This is a genomic window from Paraburkholderia aspalathi (genome assembly GCF_905220735.1).
GTDB classification, from domain to species: domain Bacteria; phylum Pseudomonadota; class Gammaproteobacteria; order Burkholderiales; family Burkholderiaceae; genus Paraburkholderia; species Paraburkholderia aspalathi.
This window is the reverse complement of sequence record NZ_CAJNBA010000001.1, coordinates 1,250,748-1,271,134: the sequence shown is the minus strand read 5'-3', so window position 1 is coordinate 1,271,134 and position 20,387 is coordinate 1,250,748. Positions and strand designations below refer to the sequence as shown.

At 62.0% G+C, this 20,387-nt stretch carries 18 protein-coding genes; 12 read left to right on the top strand and 6 right to left on the bottom strand.

Annotated features, from left to right (window positions below; all coding sequences use genetic code 11):
* Nucleotides 1-7: 7 nt before the first annotated feature.
* From KHO30_RS05625 to KHO30_RS05615, 3 genes are all read left to right on the top strand, one after another.
* Entirely contained in the window at nucleotides 8-802 is a 795-nt protein-coding gene (locus KHO30_RS05625) for an ABC transporter ATP-binding protein (protein WP_054035532.1), read from the top strand.
* A gap of 17 nt (nucleotides 803-819) precedes the next feature.
* Nucleotides 820-1,683 carry an ABC transporter permease gene (locus tag KHO30_RS05620; RefSeq protein ID WP_054035533.1) on the top strand — a complete coding sequence of 288 codons (864 nt, stop codon included), beginning with the start codon at nucleotides 820-822 and terminating at the stop codon, nucleotides 1,681-1,683.
* Between the two features lie 227 nt (nucleotides 1,684-1,910).
* Nucleotides 1,911-2,219 (top strand): DUF4148 domain-containing protein, encoded by a 309-nt coding sequence (locus tag KHO30_RS05615; RefSeq protein ID WP_200621429.1) that lies wholly within the window; start codon nucleotides 1,911-1,913, stop codon nucleotides 2,217-2,219.
* A gap of 289 nt (nucleotides 2,220-2,508) precedes the next feature.
* Here the strand turns inward: KHO30_RS05615 and KHO30_RS05610 are convergent, their stop codons facing one another.
* From KHO30_RS05610 to KHO30_RS05590, 5 genes are all read right to left on the bottom strand, one after another.
* Nucleotides 2,509-2,757, bottom strand: coding sequence for a hypothetical protein (locus KHO30_RS05610; protein ID WP_093637584.1), 249 nt, complete (start codon nucleotides 2,755-2,757; stop codon nucleotides 2,509-2,511).
* 166 nt (nucleotides 2,758-2,923) lie between these two features.
* A complete protein-coding gene (locus KHO30_RS05605; protein WP_211700291.1) occupies nucleotides 2,924-3,970 on the bottom strand; it encodes a phytoene/squalene synthase family protein in 1,047 nt (348 codons plus the stop codon).
* Between the two features lie 109 nt (nucleotides 3,971-4,079).
* Complete coding sequence (locus KHO30_RS05600; RefSeq protein WP_425312878.1) at nucleotides 4,080-5,993, bottom strand: feruloyl-CoA synthase; 1,914 nt, start codon at nucleotides 5,991-5,993, stop codon at nucleotides 4,080-4,082.
* 93 nt (nucleotides 5,994-6,086) lie between these two features.
* Entirely contained in the window at nucleotides 6,087-7,538 is a 1,452-nt protein-coding gene (locus KHO30_RS05595) for an aldehyde dehydrogenase (protein ID WP_211700290.1), read from the bottom strand.
* Between the two features lie 85 nt (nucleotides 7,539-7,623).
* Nucleotides 7,624-8,451 carry a p-hydroxycinnamoyl CoA hydratase/lyase gene (locus KHO30_RS05590; RefSeq protein WP_093637597.1) on the bottom strand — a complete coding sequence of 276 codons (828 nt, stop codon included), beginning with the start codon at nucleotides 8,449-8,451 and terminating at the stop codon, nucleotides 7,624-7,626.
* Nucleotides 8,452-8,618: 167 nt separating this feature from the next.
* Between KHO30_RS05590 and KHO30_RS05585 the strand changes: the two genes are divergently transcribed.
* From KHO30_RS05585 to KHO30_RS05545, 9 genes are all read left to right on the top strand, one after another.
* The gene (locus tag KHO30_RS05585; RefSeq protein ID WP_175049047.1) at nucleotides 8,619-9,089 is read left to right on the top strand and encodes a MarR family winged helix-turn-helix transcriptional regulator; all 471 of its coding nucleotides are present in this window, start codon (nucleotides 8,619-8,621) and stop codon (nucleotides 9,087-9,089) included.
* Between the two features lie 395 nt (nucleotides 9,090-9,484).
* Nucleotides 9,485-10,717, top strand: coding sequence for a 3-(3-hydroxy-phenyl)propionate transporter MhpT (gene mhpT / locus KHO30_RS05580; RefSeq protein ID WP_425312891.1), 1,233 nt, complete (start codon nucleotides 9,485-9,487; stop codon nucleotides 10,715-10,717).
* 85 nt (nucleotides 10,718-10,802) lie between these two features.
* Nucleotides 10,803-11,942, top strand: coding sequence for a porin (locus KHO30_RS05575; RefSeq protein ID WP_200655594.1), 1,140 nt, complete (start codon nucleotides 10,803-10,805; stop codon nucleotides 11,940-11,942).
* A 10-nt stretch (nucleotides 11,943-11,952) separates the two neighbouring features.
* On the top strand, nucleotides 11,953-13,680 hold the full coding sequence (locus KHO30_RS05570; RefSeq protein WP_211700288.1) for a tannase/feruloyl esterase family alpha/beta hydrolase: 1,728 nt from the start codon (nucleotides 11,953-11,955) through the stop codon (nucleotides 13,678-13,680).
* A 392-nt stretch (nucleotides 13,681-14,072) separates the two neighbouring features.
* On the top strand, nucleotides 14,073-15,548 hold the full coding sequence (locus tag KHO30_RS05565) for an ATPase domain-containing protein (protein ID WP_093637615.1): 1,476 nt from the start codon (nucleotides 14,073-14,075) through the stop codon (nucleotides 15,546-15,548).
* A gap of 6 nt (nucleotides 15,549-15,554) precedes the next feature.
* Nucleotides 15,555-15,905, top strand: coding sequence for a response regulator (locus KHO30_RS05560; RefSeq protein ID WP_093637618.1), 351 nt, complete (start codon nucleotides 15,555-15,557; stop codon nucleotides 15,903-15,905).
* A 123-nt stretch (nucleotides 15,906-16,028) separates the two neighbouring features.
* Entirely contained in the window at nucleotides 16,029-17,462 is a 1,434-nt protein-coding gene (locus KHO30_RS05555) for an MFS transporter (protein WP_200621455.1), read from the top strand.
* A gap of 25 nt (nucleotides 17,463-17,487) precedes the next feature.
* The gene (locus tag KHO30_RS05550) at nucleotides 17,488-18,687 is read left to right on the top strand and encodes a CaiB/BaiF CoA transferase family protein (protein ID WP_200621456.1); all 1,200 of its coding nucleotides are present in this window, start codon (nucleotides 17,488-17,490) and stop codon (nucleotides 18,685-18,687) included.
* A gap of 2 nt (nucleotides 18,688-18,689) precedes the next feature.
* On the top strand, nucleotides 18,690-19,514 hold the full coding sequence (locus tag KHO30_RS05545; RefSeq protein ID WP_211700287.1) for a citryl-CoA lyase: 825 nt from the start codon (nucleotides 18,690-18,692) through the stop codon (nucleotides 19,512-19,514).
* Here the strand turns inward: KHO30_RS05545 and KHO30_RS05540 are convergent.
* Nucleotides 19,502-20,266, bottom strand: coding sequence for an IclR family transcriptional regulator (locus KHO30_RS05540; RefSeq protein WP_093637631.1), 765 nt, complete (start codon nucleotides 20,264-20,266; stop codon nucleotides 19,502-19,504). The genes KHO30_RS05545 and KHO30_RS05540 overlap by 13 nt on opposite strands.
* Nucleotides 20,267-20,387 lie beyond the last annotated feature (121 nt).

The following is a 20,387-nucleotide window of genomic DNA, read 5'->3' as shown; positions in this document are numbered from 1 at the left end:
CCAGCCGATGAATCAACCTCTGTCACGCGATACGCCCGCCATCGAGATGCGCAACGTATCGTGCCGTTTCATCTCTCCGGATGGCAAAGCGACGATCGCGTTGCGCGACTTCAGCATGTCGGTGGCGCGCGGCGAGTTCGTCGCGGTTGTCGGCCCGACGGGTTGCGGCAAGTCGACCACGCTCAGCATGATCACCGGCTTGCTGAAGCCCACCACCGGCGAAGTGCGCGTAATGGGCGCACCGGTAGACGGCATCGACCCGCGCATCGGCTTCGTGTTTCAGGCGGACGCCGTGTTTCCGTGGCGCTCGGTCATCGACAACGTGGCGGCCGGCCCGCTCTATCGCGGCCGCTCGAAATCCGCCGCGTACGACGAAGCCAACGAATGGCTGCGCCGCGTGGGCCTCGACAAGTTCGGCAAGCACTACCCGCATCAACTGTCCGGCGGTATGAGAAAGCGCGTGGCGCTGGCGCAAACCTTCATCAACAAGCCGGAAATCCTGCTGATGGACGAGCCCTTCTCGGCGCTCGACATGCAGACGCGCACGCTGATGCAGGACGAACTGCTGCAACTGTGGGGCGGCGCCGGTTCGGTCGTGTTCGTCACGCACGATCTGGAAGAAGCGATTGCGCTTGCGGATCGCGTGTTCGTGCTGACCGCGCGTCCGGCGACGCTGAAGAAGGTGTACGAAATCGATCTGCCGCGTCCGCGCGTCACGTCGGAAGTTCGCTACGACCCACGCTTTATCGAAATCTCGCGCGACATCTGGCACGACCTGCGCGAAGAAGTGCAGATCGGATAACCCAAGGAACGGCAAACATGTCTACTACCCCTCAACAGACGATGCCTTCGGGCATCGATCCCGCGTCGCTCGCGCAAGTCGAACGCGTCGCGCAAAAACGTATCCGCCAACGTCATGCGCTGGTGATCACGCTGCGTATTGTCGTGCTGGTGGTTGTGCTCGGCGGATGGGAATTGTCCGCGCGCCTGAAGTGGATCGATCCGTTCTTCTTTTCGATGCCGAGTGCGATCTTCGATCAGATCATCGACTGGTTCGTGAACGGCACGTCGCAAGGACCGCTCCTGACGCAGGTGTGGGTCACGCTCGAAGAAACCGGGCTTGGCTTCATTATCGGTTCGGTAGCGGGCGTGTTCTGCGGCATCGTGCTCGGGCGCAACAAGCTGCTCTCCGATGTGTTCAGCCTCTACATCAAGATCGCCAACTCGATTCCGCGCGTCGTACTCGGCTCGGTGTTCGTGATTGCGCTCGGTCTTGGCATGGCTTCGAAGGTGGCGCTGGCAGTGGTGATGGTGTTCTTCGTCGTGTTCGCCAATGCGTTCCAGGGTGTGCGTGAAGCTGACCGCTACATGATCGCGAATGCGCAGATTCTGGGTGCGTCGCGCCGTCAGGTGACAACCTCGGTGGTGATCCCGTCGGCATTGAGCTGGATTCTCGCCAGCTTGCACGTGAGCTTCGGCTTTGCGCTGGTCGGCGCGGTGGTGGGCGAATTCCTCGGCTCGAAGCAAGGTATCGGTCTCTTGATCTCCACTGCGCAAGGCGCGTTCAACGCAAGCGGCGTGTTCGCGGCGATGATCGTGTTGGCGGTGGTCGCGCTCGCCGCAGACTACCTGCTGACTGCGGTCGAACAGCGGCTGTTGAAGTGGCGGCCCGCAGCGGTTTGAGTTGAACGTCAGGTCGTAAAGGGAGAAAGGGCGCCGTCGGCGCCCTTTTTTTCGCGATGCGCACAAGAGCGCATTAACCAAAGCACTCTTCTTTTGTTGCAAATCTCGCAACAAACATTAGCTGAATTGATGATTACTCCGGTCAGATCGCAAAACTACAATGCAATCACTGACTACGAACAACACCGCTCGTAGCAAGATAAAGACCGAACTGGAGGTAGTTCATCATGAAATCGCTCATTCAAGCCGTTGTTGTCGCCGCTGTGCTGGCCGCTCCTGTTGCCTCGTTCGCGCAGTCCAACCAGCCCGTGACCCGCGCCGAAGTCCGCGCGCAACTGATTCAACTCGAAAAGGCAGGCTACCAGCCGGGCCGTTCCGACCCGTACTATCCGGCTGACATCCAGGCTGCACAAGCTCGTGTCGCCCAGCAAAACGGTACCGCAGAAAGCAGCTACGGCGGTGTGGCGAACGGCTCGTCGCAGTCGGGCCAGCCGGTTCCGATGAGCGGTTCGAAGTCGGTTTATTTCGGTAACTAAGCTGGTAACTGAGCTGCCAACTCAGTTGGCAACCAGGCCGTCCAGCGGATCGAGGCAGAGAGGCCACGCCGTCTGCCCTGATCGACCGCTAAGCCCGCAACACAGCCGCACGCTCTGATTCAAACGAACTGGCCCGCGACCGAGTATCCCCGATCGCGGGCCAGTTCTGTATTCGATACCTCCGTCATCGGGTTCCCGATGACTTCGCCTGGACCTTCACGGTCTGGGCGCTTTTTGTTTATGTCGTGCTACGTCTGGCCTGAGCCTTAGCGGCGCCAGGCTGCTTGCGTTATTCGCGAGCGATCAGATCGCCCACCTGGCCACGACCCGTGACGAGACAGCTCGACAGGAAATTTTCACCCTGGCTGCTGGCCCCGGCGTCACCGAAACCCTTTTTCAACGCATTCGCTTTGACCAGTTCCGCGCCCTGGTGGCACGTAATTGTCCCCATCTCTCCGGCTTGCGCGCGCATCAGCGCTCTATCCGCCATCAAATAGCCAAGCAACAACACCACTGCAATATTGAACGCTTGTCTCATGAATCGTCTCCTCTTTTGAAGAGACTAACGCGAACCATCAATGCAGGGTGCCAGGGGTTTCCCGATTGCTGGCGATTCAATAATGCGGATTAAGTTGAAAGGCAATGCCGCGTGAATCGGCTATGCGGCATGACTGAATCCACGTTAAAACCATCGCAACCCACGCTCAGAATCGAGCTTCGATTTGCTTGATCCGCTTTTCAACCGACGCCCGCACCAGACCGTTCGAAGGCACCAGCAGCAGTGAAGACGCAATGATTTGATACACCTGATTGCGCCGCACTTTAGAGACCTTGGCCGGGTCGAGCCAGTCATTGTTATCCACCAGCAACAGCAGCGTATCGAGGCCGATCAGGATCGGCCACAAGCAGGCGAGGCGCAAACGCACTGAAAACGCGGGAATCGCCAGCGTGTAGTCCAATGCCTCGCGAAAATGATCCAGCGACTTGCGCACGAGTTCGACCATCAGCGGCCGGGCGCGAACGGAATTTGCCGGCTGCAGGAGGTCTTGCGCGCTCAGACCATATTGATCGAGCATTGTCTGCGGAAGGTAGCAGCGGCCGATCCGCAGATCCTTGCCGCAATCGCGCAGCACGTTGGTCATCTGCAGCGCTTTGCCGAAACGCACGCCGCGGCGCGCCATGATCTCAGGCCGCTCTTTCAGCGTACCGGGCATGTGCGCGTAGGTCATGGTGGTCCAGAATTCGCCGACGCAGCCGGCCACCAGGTAGGTATAGCGGTCGAGTTCTTCGTACTTGCGGAGCGCGGCGATCTGGCCGGAACGTTCGTCAGGGAACTTGCGAAGGTCGAATTCCATGCCCTCGGTCAGCGTCGACACGATTTCGCGTACGGCCTTGCGGTCGGACTCGCTCAGTTGCGACAGCACCTCGAGTGCAGGTCCTAGCGACTCGAGCAGCACCTTTTCATCGGACTGGATCTGTTGGCCCGCCACTTCAGTGGCCATGCGCTGGAGCAGCGCGCCGTCATTCGGGGCGCCGTTGATCTGGTCGCGCAGCGACAGCAGCATTGCAAGGCGTTGCTCGGGCGAGATCAGCGAGGTATCCGCAATCGTGTCGGCCGCGCGCGCGAGCAGGTACGCGAGGCCGATCGGATCGCGCATCCCCGCGGGCAGCACGCGCAGGGTGAGATAGAAGGAGCGTGAAACGCCTTTCAGGAGCGGGCCGAGAAGAAAGGCCCGGGTCGGATTCGGCATGAGTGGGATCAGGTCAGTATTGGGCAAGAATCAGGCGCTGCCGAATTGTATACGGCGAAGCGCCTTTGCCGTGCGACGAGAGACCCAGGGTTAGCGAACGATGCGTGCCTTACGTCGCGCCACACGCAGCCGCGTAAATCACGGCGGGGTCGCGCTGTGCCGCGTCGTACATCGCTTCGACGAGCGCCGCCCGATGCGTGAGCACCGCGCGCTGATTGATCGACCCTTTGTCGGTGATCTCGCCGAGATCGAGCAAAGGGGCGACGTCCATCAGCCGGATACGGGCGATCGTCGTCGCGCCGCCAGTCGCACCGCGATTGAGCGTTGCCAACAAGGCTGCAAAATGCGCGCGCACGGCGGGTGCTTCGATCACCTCACGCGCGCTGGCCGACAAAGGCAAACCAGCCAGTCGCCGGCAATCGTCGAGCCGCGGAAACACCAGCAAACCCACGTCGTCGCGATTCATCCCGGTAACGACCACGTCCTGCACGTACGGCGCGCCTTCGGAAATCACGCGAGCCCGCATCGGGCCGACGCTGACGAAGGTGCCTGAACTCAGCTTGAAGTCCTCGGCGATGCGACCGTCGAACAGCAGCCCGAGTTCCGGTCGTTCGATATCGACAAAGCGCAACGCGTCGCCGCTGCAAAAGTAGCCTTCTTCGTCGAAGACGCTGTCCAACTCCGCGGAATTCGCGCGCCAATAGCCGGCCATCACATGCGGTCCGCGATAACGCGCTTCCAGTTTGTCGCCGACCGGCGCGAGTTTGACCTCACAGCCAGGCGCCGGTGAGCCGACATAGCCGGCGCGCATGATCGGACCTGTGGTGAACAGACAAGACGGCGAGGTCTCGGTCATGCCGAGTCCGGCCATGATGCGAATGCGCTCGCCGCAATATTGTTCGGTGACGCGTTCGAGCCGGTCCCACGCCGCCTGCGAAAGCCCCGCGCCCGCGAAGAAATACACCTTCACGCGCGAGAAAAACGTCTCACGCAATTGCGCGTCCTGCTCCAGCGCGATGGCCAGTTCTTCCCAGCCCTTCGGCACGTTGAAGTAGATCGTCGGTGCGATTTCACGCAGGTTGCGCAGCGTTTCTTCGAACTTGCCGTTGACTGGCTTGCCATCGTCGATATAGAGCGTGCCGCCGTTGTAGAGCGCGATGCCCGCATTATGGCTGCCGCCGAAGGTGTGATTCCACGGCAACCAGTCAACCAGCACCGGCGGCACGTTCGCGAACTCAGGAAACGTTTCGAGCAGCATCTGCTGGTTGCTGCACAGCATGCGGTGCGTGGTCGGCACGGCCTTAGGCAGTTTGGTCGAGCCTGACGTGAACAGAAACTTGGCGATGGCGTCCGGACTCAACGCCGCCTGAACGGAATCGACTGTGGTGGGCGTTGTATTCAGCAGGTCGCCGAATGAAGTCACGCTGCGCGCCGCCTGCGGCTCTTTGGGTTCTGTTGCAGCGACGACTTCGACGTCGGCTGGCACCACGGCATCGATCGCCCTCGCAAAGGTGTCGTAGCCCGTTGCGAAGACCAGGCCCGGCGTCAGCAGATCGATCGTATGGCGCAGCTTGCCGAAGTCGCCGGAAGCGAGCGCATACGCCGGGGAGATTGCCGCATACGGAATGCCGGCCCACATCGCGCCGAGCGCCAGTTGCAGATGCTCGAGATCGTTGCCCGAGAGAATCACGACCGGACGCTCAACGGAGAGATCACGCGCCAGCAGCGCTTGCCCAATCGCGCGAGCACTTTGCAGCGCCTTCGCGTAGCTCAGGCCGATCCATTGACCGCCACTGCCGCGTCGCGCCGCCAGCCAGCGCTCCGGATGTTCGCGCGCGCCGCTCGCGAGCCGGTCGGTCATTCGTTGTGGGTGTTCGCCGAGCGGCTCGGCAGCGCGCAAATACCACGTGTCGCCGTGCCGTTGCGCGTGCAACGATGACGCGCCGATCGTCGTCGCGCGGTAATGCGTCGACGCGTTGTCGTGCGCGATGGAAGTGTTCGGTTGTCTCGGCTCGGAATGCAACGCCTGTCTCCATGGAAAGCAGTCTGCGCCCCGTTCTCTGCGGCGGCGCGACCTTCCTTTAATGCTCCAACGCGGCCATTCGACCGCGCACAATCAAATCGGATAGTGCCGCGGGCCGGTCTGAATCGTGATCCAGCGCAAGTCGGTGAACTCGGCGATCGACGCCTTGCTGCCAAAGCGCCCATAGCCGCTCTTCTTCACGCCGCCGAACGGCATCTGCGCTTCGTCGTGCACAGTCGGCCCGTTGATGTGACAGATACCCGATTCGATGCGTTTCGCCACATTCAACGCGCGCGATATATCGCGGCTGAATACTGCCGCGGAGAGACCGTATTCGCTATCGTTGGCGACCTGAATCGCTTCCTCGTCACTGTCCACGCGCTGCACTGTCACCACCGGACCGAAGGATTCCTCGGCATAGAGCGACATGTCCCGCGTCACGCCATCGACAATCACCGGCTGCATCACCGCACCGTCAACCGAGCAGCCGACCGGCAGCTTCGCGCCCTTCTCATGCGCATCGTCAACGAGCGCCTTGATGCGCCGTGCCGCCGCCACACTTTCGAGCGCACCGAGCACGGAATCGGCCGCAGCGGGATCGCCCGCCTTCAGCGTTCGTGCTTTGGCCGCGAGCTTCTCAACCAGCACGTCGGCGATTTTGCGGTCGACGATCAGCCGCTCCGTCGACATGCAAATCTGCCCCTGGTTAAAGAACGCGCCAAACGCGATGCCGTCCACCGCCGCATCCAGATCGGCATCGTCGAGCACCACCACAGGCGCCTTGCCGCCGAGCTCGAGCAACGCCGGCTTCAGATGCTGCGCGGCATGTTGCGCGACGATGCGCCCAACTCGCGTCGACCCGGTGAAATTGACCCGCCGCACCGCCGGATGCGCGATCAACCTTTCGACGATCGCCGGCGCATCTTCAGCCGAATGCGTGATGACGTTCACCACGCCGTCTCCGAGGCCGGCTTCCTGCAACACACTGCCGATCAGTCGATGCACACCGGGACAGCCTTCGGAAGCCTTAAGCACGACTGTGTTGCCGCACGCGAGCGGCATGGCAATTGCCCGGGTGCCGAGAATCACCGGTGCATTCCACGGCGCCATGCCGAGCACCACACCGCACGGCTGGCGCACGGCCATCGCGAGACTGCCCGGCACATCCGACGGAATCACGTCGCCGTCGATCTGCGTGGTCATCGCAGCAGCTTCGCGCAGCATATTGGCGGCCAGCATCACATTGAAGCCGTACCAGTTCGGCATGGCGCCGGTTTCTGCCACACCGGTTTCGATGAACTGCGCGGTGCGCGCATCCATCAGATCCGCTGCAGCCAATAGACGTTTGCGACGTTCGGTCGGCGCCAACGCGGACCATGCCGGGAACGCGCGCGCAGCGGATTCGACCGCCGCATCGGCATCGGCCAACGTGGCGGCAGCCGCACGCGAAGCCGCCACGCCGCTCGCGGGATTGATCCTCTCGAATGTTCTGCCGTCCGATGCGCCTCGGCTCTCGCCGCCGATCAACAATGTCACTTCATGCATGTGTCTCGTCTCCTCGCTATGTCTCTCGTCCCGCCAGTCTTCCTGCGCGTGTATCTGCCTGCGCTATCTTGGCGCCGGCGATCGCTCAGCGCTTGTAGGTTTGCAGACCCGGCTTGATCGCCTTCTCGTCGAGGAACTGCTTCAGGCCCTGCTCGCGGCCGCCTTCGGGATCGCGCAGTTGTGCCTGATCCAGCTTGGCGTACAGGTAATCTTCGTTCTGATCCCACGTCAGTTCGCGGCAACGCTTGAAACCGTGCTTGGCCGCGCGCAGCACCACCGGATTCTTCTGCAACAGCTTGCCTGCGAGAACACGCGTCGCCTCGCGCAGTTCGGCACGCGGCACGCTGTTGTTGACGAGACCCATCCGCGCGGCTTCCTGCCCCGTGAACGTCTCGCCGGTCATGATGTAGTAAAGCGCCTGACGATGCCCCACGGTATCCGCCATCGCCTTGCTCACCAGGTTGCCCGGCGGAATGCCCCAGTTGATTTCGGAGAGGCCGAACACGGCTTCGTCAGCGGCGATTGCGAGATCGCACGCCACCAGCGGCGAGAAGCCGCCACCGAAGCACCAGCCGTTGACCATCGCGATGGTCGGCTTCGCGTACATGCGCAGCAACTGCCACTGCCAGCGGCATGCATCGCGGCGAATCTTTTCTTGCAGGATTTCCGGGCCTGCGTCCACTTCACGGAAATATTCCTTCAGATCCATGCCGGCGGTCCACGCGTCGCCCTCGCCCGTCAGCACGAGAACCTGCGCTTCGGCGTCCAGTTCGACTGCCTCGAGGACCTCGATCATTTCCTTGTTCAAAGTCGGGCTCATCGCATTGCGCTTCTCCGGGCGATTGAACGTAACCCATGCGATGCCCTCTGCCACATCGACCTTGACGGTTTTCCAACGACCTTCGTAACTCATCTACTTTCTCCGTGAATGTTGACCCCAGCAGCGGCCCGATGAGTGCATTTAATATCAGGCTACCTGATATGTAAAGCGGAATTTCGCTGACTCGGTGCAAACCCCTATCGGTCGAATTAACGCAGAGGCGCGCTAAGATGCAGGCTAGACCGGACCTCCAGCCCACCATGAGCAAAAATCCAGATTCGCCCGCCGAACCCACCACTACGCGTACCCGTCGCCCGCATCTGCGGTTGGCCTACGTGATCGGAAGTCTCGACCGCATCCTGCGGCGCCGCATGACCGAAGCACTCGCACCACTCGGTCTCACGCTTTCGCAATTCACCGCGCTTTCGGTGCTAGACGCAAAGGGGCAGGCGTCCAATGCGCAAGTGGCCGAACGCTCCTTCATCACGCCGCAATCGGCCAATGAAGTGATGAACGCCATGGCGAGCCGGAACTGGGTCAGCCGCGAGCCGGACCCGACGCACGGCCGCATCGTGCTGCTGCAACTGACCGATGAAGGGCGGGCCGTGCTGCGCGAATGCGAGCAAGCGGTGAAGACGATCGAGAAACAGATGATGGAAGGTCTCGAGCTCGACACGGCCGGCGTCGTACAAACTCACCTCGAAACTTTCGTGCGCAACCTGCGCGACTAACTTCTCCGTCTTTGCAAATTGCTAGGTGTTTTCACCGAAGCATTTGCACTTGTATTATCAGTCTACCTGATATTAAATCCTATCCACGATGCAGCGTGTGGAGACGCGTTGCATCGCGTCGAATCAAACGGACAGCAACGCAGACATCGAACCGATGTGCTGTGCGCTGCGGCTTTCGCCGGGCGGTTCTTAAGCATTCCTCGATGACCTCGACGGCGGTCTGAGTCCCGTTTCATCGAGCCGGTCTGGAACACCGGACCGCCCCGGCATTGAGCAAACGCAACCGTCTCTGCGCCAAGCCGGCACACCAGACGGCGGCTCCGCACCTGCCGCTCTTCATCGACGCCGGAAAACCACGCATTTTAATAAGGATCACTAACGTGAAAAGAGCCGGAATACTACCCTCGACAGAAAGCCTTGCAGGACCGGCGACGTCCAGCCGGACAAGCGCCTTTGTCACACTCGGATTGTGTTTTGCCGTCGCGTTGCTCGAAGGGCTCGATCTGCAGTCAGTCGGCATCGCCGCGCCACGGATGGCGCGCGAGTTCGGTCTCTCGGTCGGGCAAATGGGTCTCGCGTTCAGCGCCGGGACCTTCGGCTTGCTGCCGGGTGCGATGTTCGGCGGACGGCTTGCCGATCGGATCGGCCGCAAGCGCGTGCTGGTGATTTCCGCATGCCTGTTCGGCTTGCTGTCGATCGCAACCGCGCTAGTAAGCGACTTTCACACGCTGGTGATCGTGCGGGTGCTGACGGGCATTGGTCTTGGCGGTGCATTGCCTAACCTGATCGCGTTGTCGTCGGAAGCGGTCGAGCCGCGCTCGCGCAGCACCGCCGTGAGCGTAATGTATTGCGGCATTCCGTTCGGCGGCGTGATCGCTTCGATGATCGGCGTGTTGAGCGCGGGCGACACCGAGTGGCGGCACATCTTCTATGTCGGCGGCGCAGGGCCGCTCGTGCTAGTGCCGCTGTTGCTCGTGTTTCTCGCGGATTCGAAGGCATTCACCCAAGCCTCGCGAGACGGTCAGGCAAAGCCCGCGCCGGTCGGCGAAATCCTGTTCGGCGGCACACGCGGCCTCTCGACCGTACAGATCTGGGTCAGCTATTTCTGCACGCTGATCGTCCTCTACTTCCTGCTCAACTGGCTGCCTTCGCTGATGGCCGCAAGCGGTCTGTCACGCGCACAAGTGGGCTATGTGCAGATTTTCTTCAACATCGGCGGCGGCATCGGCGCGTTGTGCATCGGCATGTTGATGGACCGGATGCGTTCGGGTCTCGTCGTGGCGGGCATGTATGTCGGGATCATCGCGTCGCTCGCGGCGCTCTCGATGGCGCCCGGTTTCGGCGCGCTCGCCACCTCCGCTTTCTTCGCGGGGATGTTCGTGATCGGTGGGCAATCGGTGCTGTACGCACTCTCGGCCGCGTTCTATCCGACTGCCATGCGCGGCACCGGCGTCGGCGCGGCGGTGGCGGTGGGCCGTATCGGCTCGGTGGTCGGACCGCTGGCAGCAGGTCAATTGCTGGCGATGGGGCGCAGTTCGTCGACGGTGATCGGCGCGAGCATTCCCGTCACGCTGATCGCCGCCGCGGCTGCGCTGTTGTTGCTACGCCGTCCGCGTGCTGACGACTGACCGGACCAGGCAAAAAGACTCAAGAAGATTCAAGAAAACCCACCAACAACAACCACATTCGATCAACGGTTTGGAGACAGCCAGCATGCAAGCATCCACACGCATTCTTCTTTGCAGCGCATTGTGCGCCGTCAGCGGCGCCGCGGCGGCTCAATCGAGCGTAACGCTCTACGGCATCATCGACACCGGCATCGAATACGTATCGCACGCAAACGCCGCGGGCAAAAGCGTCTTTCGCATGCCGTCGGTCACCGGCGAACTGCCTTCGCGTTGGGGCCTGCGCGGTAATGAAGATCTGGGCGGCGGCTATAGCGCGGTATTCACGCTGGAAAGCGGTTTCAACGTGCGCGCCGGCGATCTCGGTCAGGGCGGCCGATTGTTCGGACGTCAGGCATTCGTCGGCATCAAGAGTCCGTACGGCACCGTTTCGTTCGGGCGACAGTACACGATGACGTATCTCGCGCTGATGGGCGCGGACCTGATTGGTCCGGACATCTACGGGCTGGGCTCGCTCGACGCCTACGTGCCGAACGCCCGCGCCGACAATTCGGTGAGCTACCTCGGCACTTATGCGGGCGTGACGCTCGGCGCGAACTATTCATTCGGCCGCGACGCGGTGGGCACCGGCAACTCGCCGGGCCAGGGCACCTGCACCGGCTCTGTCGCCGGGCATGCAACGGAATGCCGTGAGTGGTCGGTGATGTTGAAGTACGACGCGCCGCTGTTCGGCGTTGCGGCGTCGTATGAAGAGCAACGCGGCGGGAGCACTGCTGCGGCGAACTTCTTCGACGGCGTTGCGCCCATTCCGCTCACCAATGCCACCGACAAAGATATTCGCACCCACGTCAGCGCCTACGCCAACATCGGCAAGGCGAAGATCGGCGCGGGCTGGCTCAATCGCCGGGTCGAACCATCGGCCGTCACGATCGCAGCCGTGCGCTCGAATCTGTTCTTCGTCGGCGCCTCGTACTTCGTAACGCCGGCCTTCATCGTCGACGGCGAGGTCTATCACATCACCAATAGCGAGCACGACACGCGCGCCACGATGGGCACGCTGCGCACCACCTATCTGCTGTCGAAACGCACCGCCGTCTACGCGCAGGGCTCGTATCTCGCCAACAGCGCGAAGGCCCGCTACTCGGTCAGCGCCGGTGGCGGCGGCACGACACCTACGGCGGGCACCGGCCAGACCGGCGTAATGCTCGGCATTCGTCACTCGTTCTAGGGGATACCGCATGAAGCACACATCCATCGCACTGGCTGCAGCGGCGGCAATGACTCTCGCCGCGTGTGGCGGCAATGATGTCAGCGACCCGGCCACCACGAGCACGAATGCCCTGCCACAACTGAATGCGGCGACTCCCGGCACACTCGCCGGCAATTGCGCCGCGCTCGCCGCGAAACTCACGTTCGCCAACACCGTCTTCACCTCGGTGTCAGACGTCGCGGCCGGCACGCTCAAGGTGGCCGGCAAACCGATCGCCGAGCACTGCCTGATCCAGGGCAGCATGAATCAGCGCGTGAGCGGCGTCGATGGCAAGACGTACGCCATCGGCTTCGAGATGCGTCTGCCGCTGGCATGGAACGGGCGCTTCTTCTATCAGGCCAATGGCGGACTTGATGGGAATGTGGTGACCGCCACCGGTGAAATCGGCGGCGGCGGCCCGACCAACGACGCGCTCAACATGGGCTTCGCTGTAATCAGTTCGGACGCAGGCCACAGCGCGTCGCAAAACCCGCTGTTCGGCCTCGACCCGCAAGCACGCCTCGACTACGGCTACAACGCAGTCGCCACGCTCACGCCGATGGCCAAGCAGGTGATCAAACTCGCCTACGGCAAGGGGCCGGACCGCAGTTATTTCGACGGTTGCTCCAACGGTGGCCGTCATGCATTGGTCGCGGCGGCACGTTCTTCGGCGCAATACGACGGGATCATTGCCGGCGACCCGGGCTTCCACTTGCCGAAGGCGGCAATCGGCGAAATGTGGAGCGCGCAGCAATTGGCCAAGGTGGCGACCGCCGCGACCACGAACGGCCTGCCCGACATCACGACCGGCTTTACCGCAGCGGAACGTCAAATGGTGGCCTCGAAGATACTGGCCAAATGTGATTCACTCGACGGCGCCAGCGACGGCCTCATTCAGGATATCAAGGCATGCCAGGCAAATTTCAGCCTGGCGACAGACGTACCCACCTGCACGAACAACGTGCGCGACGGAACCTGTCTGACGAGCGCGCAGAAGGACGCGATCGGCAACGTCTTCTCAGGCGCACGCAACAGCGCCGGCACGGCCTTGTATTCGAGCTTTCCATACGACGCCGGCCTCGGCCCTGGCTGGTCGGCATGGAAGCAGGCGAACTCGATCACCCTTGATCCCGCCGCTGCGGCGTTCACGTTCACCACGCCGCCACAGAGCGCATCGGTGTTGAGCCAGTTGTCGGCCTACGCGCTGAACTTCAGCATGGATACCGACGCGCCGAAGATCTTCGCCACGAGTGGCGTGTATAGCGAGTCCGCCTGGTCGTTCATGACGCCGCCCGACGAGACCAACCTCAGTGCGTTGAAGCAACGCGGTGCAAAGCTCATGGTTTATCACGGCACGAGCGACCCGGTGTTTTCGTCGAACGATACGACCGACTGGTACCAGCGGCTCACGGCAGCCAATGGCGGCGACGCCTCGAACTTCGCCCGTCTCTACACGATCGCCGGCATGAACCACTGCTCCGGCGGTCCGAGCACCGACCAGTTCGACATGCTCACGCCGATGATCGCCTGGGTCGAACAGGGTAAGGCGCCGGACAGTGTGGTCGCCACCGCGCGCGATGCGAGCAATGTAGTGCCGAACACGGACGTGCCGGCCGATTGGGGTGCGGGACGCACGCGGCCGCTCTGTGCGTATCCGAAAGTCGCCCGTTATCAAGGCGGCGATATTAATGCCGCGAGCAGTTTCGCGTGTAGCTAAGGCGCAACTGGCTCATTGCCGCGCCATTACCGACCGAGCAGAAAACGCCTCATCCTCGCGCATGACGGGCACTTTGCATGCGCGAGGGATATCTCGTCTCCTCCATTGCCGTGCCCCCTTCGTTGCATCGATTTGAAAAAAACACCGCCACACTCCCGGTGCCCCGCCCTGTAAGCTCCCTCTCCCGCGCCCCTTGCGCACTGGCCTCTTCCTTGCTGCTCACCAAGCGGGAGGCGGGCGCAGCCAGGTTTCCCCTCACCGAATGCCGACGCGCTTAGCGCCGCCCACGACCAGGAACGCGAATTGCTGGCGCGGTTAGGTTGAGCGATGCACATCCGCTTGATTTCATTTGCAAGCTGTCGCTCCTCCGTACTTTGAACGACATATCGACAATGACTATCCACGAATCTCAGACACCTTCCCGCTCCAACATCGAAACAGGTGTCCCCGGTTTCGACGAGATCCTGGGCGGAGGTCTGGTCAGCGGCGGCGTCTATCTGCTGGAAGGCATGGCCGGTGCGGGCAAAACGATTCTGTCGAGCCAGATTGGCTTTCATCGTGTCAGCAAGGGCGAAAAAGTGCTCTACGTGACCCTGATCGCCGAGTCGCACGACAAGTTGCTGGCGCACCTCAAAGGCCTGAGCTTCTTCGACGAAACCGCCGTCGCGCAGCAAATGCTGTTCGTGTCCGGCTATCACGAGCTGATGCAGGACGGTCTCGATGGCTTCCTCAAGCTGATTGCGTCGAGCATTTACGACCATCGGCCGAGCCTCATGATCATCGACGGCTTTCGCAGCGCACGCGAATTCAGCGAAACCGAATTGTCGCTATCGAAGTTCATCCACGAACTGAACGCGCTGGCCGCGGCAATGGATTGCACTACGCTGTTGCTCGCGCCGCTCTCCGGCAACGAACCACACCCCGAGCACACGCTGGTTGACGGCCTGATCGAACTGAACCGCTATAACGACGGCATGCGCCGTGGACGCGAAATCGAAGTGCACAAGATGCGGGCGCGCAACCATCTGATGGGCAAGCATTTCTTTCGCATCGCCGAAAGCGGGCTTCTGATGTTCCCGCGCCTGGAATCGCAATGCGCCGCGCAACCAGGCCCGGTCGATCTGAAAACACGGCTCGGCTTCGGTCTCCCGCATCTCGACAATCTGCTCGGCGGCGGTTTTGCTCAAGGTTCCACGACCACGCTGATCGGGCCGTCAGGTGTCGGCAAGACCCTGCTCTGCCTGCAGTTTCTCGCGGCCGGCGTGGCGCGCGGCGAACGCTGCGCGTACCTGGGATTTTACGAAGGGCCGCAGCGGCTGGTCGGCAAAGCCGAAGCCGTCTCGATCGATCTCGCCGACGCGTACGACGACGGCCGCCTCATGATTCAATGGCAACCCGCCATAGAACTGGCGATCGACGAACTCGCGGCGGTTGCGCTTGCCACGGTCAAGCAGAGCGGTGCGAAGCGGATCGTGATCGACGGAGTGGAAGGCTTTCGCGATTCCGCCTTGCGAACCGAACGCTTCGGCCTGTTCCTGAATGCCTTGCTTCATCAACTGAGGGAAGCCTGCGTCACCACGATACTGACTGAGGAGTTGCCGCTTTACGCCGATCCCGGACACGCGAAGAGCGTGCGGGTCTCCGCCTTGACCGAAAACCTTGTGCTGCTGCGCTACGCCGAAACGGACACGGGTTTGCGACGCATGATTTCAGTGGTCAAGCAACGCGAAAGCGCGCACGACACGTCGCTGCGCGAGCTCCTCATTTCGTCTCAGGGCCTCGACGTGATCGAAAGCCCGCTCAGCCCCGCCAACGTGGTTTCAGCGCAAGGCCTGTCGGCCACGCTGACGCCGCGACGAGAAACGTAGCCACCCATGAAAACCATTCTGGTCGTGGACGACGAGTTCGACATCCTCACGGTCTGGCGACTGTTGCTGGAGCGGCATGGCTATGCCGTATTGACGGCCTCCAACGGGGCGGCCGCGCTTGAACAGATCAACAAGACCCGGCCCGACATCATCGTGTCGGACTGCATGATGCCGGTCATGTCGGGGCTTCAACTGTGCGCCGCGCTTTACAACGACCCCAATCTGCGCGCGATTCCGATCATCCTGTGCAGCGCGGCCGCGGATATCCCCGTGCAACCGAATCCCAGCATCGCATACGCGCGCAAGCCGCTTTCCTTCGACGCCCTTCTCGCGATGTTGCAGCGAATGGGAGTTTGACGGCTAGGTAAAACCCCGAATTCCTGGCAGACGCCACACGCACTAATCTCGGCACACCCATTAAATAGAACGTCGTTCTATTAGACAGAACGACCCAGCACGAGACACTCCAAGGAGGATTTCATGGCAAGCCTGCCGATCGAAGCACCCGGCGCGTCGCCCGATTCAAGCGCCGGTGCGCAGGGACTTACGACCGGCATCAACGCGCGCATCGACCGACTTCCCGCGACGCGCACGGTATGGATGCTGGTATTCCTGCTGTCGATCGGCGGCTGGTTCGAGTTCTACGATCTGTTTTTTACGGCCTATGTCGGCCCGGGCCTCGTCAAAAGCGGGCTCTACGCGACGACCACCGCGTCGTTCTTCGGCGTGTCCGGGTTGGGCGCTTTTGTAGCGGCGTCGTTCGCGGGACTCTTCATCGGCACGTTCTTTTTCGCGGGCATGGCGGACCGCTATGGCCGCCGAACTGTGTTTACCGTTTCGCTCCTGTGGTATTCCGCGGCCACACTGATCATGGCGCTGCAAACCAGCGCGCCGGCCATCAATCTGTGGCGCCTGATCGCGGGCATCGGCGTGGGCGTCGAACTGGTGACGATCGACACGTACGTCAGCGAACTCGTGCCGAAACATCTGCGTGGCCGCGCGTTCGCTTTCGTTCATCTGGTGCAGTACACCGCCGTGCCGTCGGTCGCCCTGCTTGCATGGTGGCTGGTGCCGCAAACGCCGTACGGCGTCGACGGCTGGCGCTGGGTCGTGATCATCGGCGCGCTCGGCGCGGTCGTGGTGTGGGCCATTCGCCGGCGCGTGCCGGAAAGCCCGCGTTGGCTCGCGCAGCAAGGCCGCGCCGCCGAAGCGGAACAGGTCCTGCAGGCGATCGAAGCGAAGGTCGCGAAGCAATACGGCAAGCCCTTGCCCGCCCCTGTCCCGACAGTCGAGCCCGCCACCACGAAGGCGGCCTTCCGCGAAATCTGGCAGCCGCCGTATCGCAAACGCGCGATCACGATGCTCGTGTTCAACCTGTTCCAGGCGATCGGCTTTTACGGCTTCGCGTCATGGGTGCCGACCCTGCTGGTTTCGAAAGGCATAACGATCACGCACAGCCTGATGTACTCGTTCGTGATTGCAGCTTCGAATCCGTTCGGGCCGCTGATCGGCATGGCGATCGCGGACCGCATTGAACGTAAGACCTTGATCGTGTTGTCGGCACTCGGTATCGCCGTGTTCGGCAGTCTGTTCGCGACGCAAACCTCGCCCGCCATGCTGATGACGCTCGGTGTGTTGATCACCCTTAGCGGCACGCTGCTCTCGGTCGGCTATCACGCGTATCAGACCGAACTGTTCCCCACGCGTTTGCGGGCGCGCGCCGTTGGCTTCGTCTATTCGATGTCGCGTTTATCCGCGATGTTTTCCGGCTTCATGATCGCCTTCGCGCTGCGCCACTTCCAGGTGCCGGGCGTGTTCGCGTTGATCACTGTGTCGATGGTGATGGTGATGGGCGCGATCGGCATCTTCGGGCCGCGTACCAACAATCGCAATCTCGACGAAATTTCGCATTGAACGCATTGAACAAGAGGCTTCAAAGATGACGCTGCCGTTGGCTGGAGTACGGGTACTGGATTTATCGAATGTGTTGGCGGGACCGTTTTGCGCATATCAACTCGCGCTGCTCGGCGCCGACGTGATCAAGGTCGAACACCCCGAGGGCGGAGATCTTGCGCGGCGTTTGGGCGCCGACAAGGGCGCATCCATGCGCAACATGGGCGCCTCGTTCGTCGCGGTGAATGCGGGCAAGCAGTCCATCACGCTCAATCTGAAAGACCCGCGCGGCAAGGCCATTTTGCGCGAGCTCGTCAAAACCGCGGACGTGCTGGTCGAAAACTTCCGGCCCGGTGTGATGACGCGGCTCGGCCTCGATTTCGACGCCCTGCGTGAAGTGAATCCCAAGCTCGTGTATTGCGCGATCTCCGGCTTCGGCATGGACGGCGAGTTTTCGAAACGCCCGGCCTACGATCAGATCATTCAGGGCATCTCGGGCGTGATGAGCGTGACCGGCGATGCCGACAGCGCACCATTGCGCGTCGGCTATCCGGTATCGGATACCGTAGGCGGTCTCACGGCGGCGTTCGGCATCTGCGCCGCATTGGTCGACGCCCGCGCGAGCGGACACGGCCGCATGCTCGACGTCTCGATGCTGGAAGCCACGCTGGCGACGATGGGCTGGGTCGTGTCGAACTATCTGAATGCCGGCGTCACGCCCGAGCCGATGGGCAACGAGAACTTCACCGCCGCGCCTTCGGGCACCTTCAAAACCGGCGACGGCCCCCTCAATATCGCCGCAAACGAGAACAAGCAGTTCGCGAGCCTCTGCCATCTGATCGGCCGCGCCGACCTGCTCGACGACGCGCGCTTCTCTGAGCGCAACGCACGCAAAGCGAATCGCGCAGCATTGAAAGCCGAAATAGAAGCGGCACTGGCAAGCGACAGCGCGACGAACTGGGAAGCCAAATTCTTCGAAGCAGGTGTGCCGGCCGGGCGCGTGATGTCGGTGCCGGAGATTCTCGCGCACCCGCATCTGGAATCGCGCGAGTTCATCCGCGAATTTGCCGGCGACGGCGCCACTGAGCGGCAACGCGTCACCCGTGCGGGCTTTCGCCTCTCCGATGCCGACACAGCGCCGACCGCACCCGCGCCGGTTCTATCGGCTCACACGCGCGAGCATCTCGCCTCGCTCGGTTACGACGACGCGCAAATCGACCACCTACGCTCCGAAGGAGTGATCTGAACATGACGCAAGCATTCGACGCCGCCAAGCTCGCCGCCGAGTACTGGAGCACCTCGATCATCGATATCCATCCCGGCTCGATCAAGGTGCGCGGTTTCCCGATTCAGGAGTTGATCGGCAACGCCAGCTTTCCGCAGATGATCTGGCTGATGCTGCGCGGCGAACTGCCCGATGCGGCGCAAGCGCGTCTGTTCGAAGCGGCGTTGGTGGCATCGGTCGATCATGGTCCGCATGCACCGTCGATTGCCATCTCGCGGATGGCGACCAGTTGCGGTTTGCCGTTGAACGGCGCGATGGCCTCGGCGATCAATGCACTGGATGATGTGCATGGCGGTGCCGGTCAGCAGGCGGTCGAACTGTACGATTCCATCGCCGAACGCATGCAAGCGGGTGCCACGTTGGAAGATGCGGTCGAACAAGGTGTCGATGCTTTTACCGCCGAACATGGCAAGTATTTGCCCGGCTTTGGGCACCGTTTTCATCCGGTCGATCCGCGCGCCATCCGGCTTCTTTCGCTCGTGGACGAAAGCGTCGAACAGCAAAGCATCAGCGGACGATACGCGGCTATCGCGCGCGGCATTGAAGCCTTGCTCAAGCAGCGCAAGAACAAACCTGTGCCGATGAATATCGACGGCGCTACCGCCGTGATCTACGCGGAACTCGGCTTTGCGCCGGAGCTGGCGCGCGGGGTGTTCTGCCTGTCACGCGCGGTCGGCATTCTGTCGCATGCATGGGAGCAACGCGGACGCAACGAGCGCAACAAAGGCCCGATGCCGCGCCAGATGAGCTACACGTACACGGGCAAGCCCGAGCGTCACCTGTCCTGAACTTCGGCCGCGCGCCGCTGCGCGTTGCGCATTGCGCGCGAGTCGCCGCCTAATGCATCCGTTGCGCGTGCGGCGCAATCGAACAGCGCGCCGAGATTGCTCTCGAGGAACGCCTGATCGATGCGAGAACTCGGGCCAGCAAGCGTCAGCACGCCACGCAAACTTTGCCGCACACCGAACACCGGCATCGACACCCCCGCCGTCTCGCGGTCACGCTCGCCGATCGACACACAGTAGAAATCCTCGCGGATCTTCTCGTACGGCTCGCCCGGCTTGCCGCCGAACGCCAGCAATGCAAGACCGCCCGAGCCGCTTTCCAGCGGCAGCACGTCACCTTCGCGCACGTGAAATCGCACCGCATGCGTCGAGTCCACACGATGCAGACACACACGCACCGCCTCGTCGCGCACATAAAAGGAGACGCTTTCGCCGCTCGTTTCAGCGAGTTCACGCATCAGCGGCACCACAATGTCGCCGACGTTCAGGCTGCGCTGATACAACGCGCCGAGCATGAAGGTGGCGGAGCCGAGTTGATAGCGGCCGTCGTCCAGTCGCAGCAGCAGGCGGTGCTGAATCAGCGAGCCCGCCAGCCGCAGCAGCGTGCTCTTGTAGAGGCCCGTGCGAGCCGCAAGCTCGGCGAGAGTGAGCGCGACGTCGTCCGGCCTGAAGGCGAACAGAATCGCGCAAGCACGATCGATGACGGCAACGCCCTCGCTTTCCTTTGAGTTTGATTTGTCCGCAGGCGTTGGCATGAGTTGGCGTAAATGACGTTACTTCATATCGAAGTGGAAATTTTACGCCATGACGCGGGGCTGTCATACCAGGCAGTGGTTCTTCGGGGCCGAAACAACCGGAAATCAGCGGCTGGACGGC

Coding starts and splice junctions, on each gene's coding strand:
- KHO30_RS05625 (WP_054035532.1), top strand. CDS start 8: ATGAATCAACCTCTGTCACGCGATACGCCCGCCATCGAGATGCGCAAC.
- KHO30_RS05620 (WP_054035533.1), top strand. CDS start 820: ATGTCTACTACCCCTCAACAGACGATGCCTTCGGGCATCGATCCCGCG.
- KHO30_RS05615 (WP_200621429.1), top strand. CDS start 1,911: ATGAAATCGCTCATTCAAGCCGTTGTTGTCGCCGCTGTGCTGGCCGCT.
- KHO30_RS05610 (WP_093637584.1), bottom strand. CDS start 2,757: ATGAGACAAGCGTTCAATATTGCAGTGGTGTTGTTGCTTGGCTATTTG.
- KHO30_RS05605 (WP_211700291.1), bottom strand. CDS start 3,970: ATGCCGAATCCGACCCGGGCCTTTCTTCTCGGCCCGCTCCTGAAAGGC.
- KHO30_RS05595 (WP_211700290.1), bottom strand. CDS start 7,538: ATGCATGAAGTGACATTGTTGATCGGCGGCGAGAGCCGAGGCGCATCG.
- KHO30_RS05590 (WP_093637597.1), bottom strand. CDS start 8,451: ATGAGTTACGAAGGTCGTTGGAAAACCGTCAAGGTCGATGTGGCAGAG.
- KHO30_RS05585 (WP_175049047.1), top strand. CDS start 8,619: ATGAGCAAAAATCCAGATTCGCCCGCCGAACCCACCACTACGCGTACC.
- KHO30_RS05575 (WP_200655594.1), top strand. CDS start 10,803: ATGCAAGCATCCACACGCATTCTTCTTTGCAGCGCATTGTGCGCCGTC.
- KHO30_RS05570 (WP_211700288.1), top strand. CDS start 11,953: ATGAAGCACACATCCATCGCACTGGCTGCAGCGGCGGCAATGACTCTC.
- KHO30_RS05565 (WP_093637615.1), top strand. CDS start 14,073: ATGACTATCCACGAATCTCAGACACCTTCCCGCTCCAACATCGAAACA.
- KHO30_RS05560 (WP_093637618.1), top strand. CDS start 15,555: ATGAAAACCATTCTGGTCGTGGACGACGAGTTCGACATCCTCACGGTC.
- KHO30_RS05555 (WP_200621455.1), top strand. CDS start 16,029: ATGGCAAGCCTGCCGATCGAAGCACCCGGCGCGTCGCCCGATTCAAGC.
- KHO30_RS05550 (WP_200621456.1), top strand. CDS start 17,488: ATGACGCTGCCGTTGGCTGGAGTACGGGTACTGGATTTATCGAATGTG.
- KHO30_RS05545 (WP_211700287.1), top strand. CDS start 18,690: ATGACGCAAGCATTCGACGCCGCCAAGCTCGCCGCCGAGTACTGGAGC.
- KHO30_RS05540 (WP_093637631.1), bottom strand. CDS start 20,266: ATGCCAACGCCTGCGGACAAATCAAACTCAAAGGAAAGCGAGGGCGTT.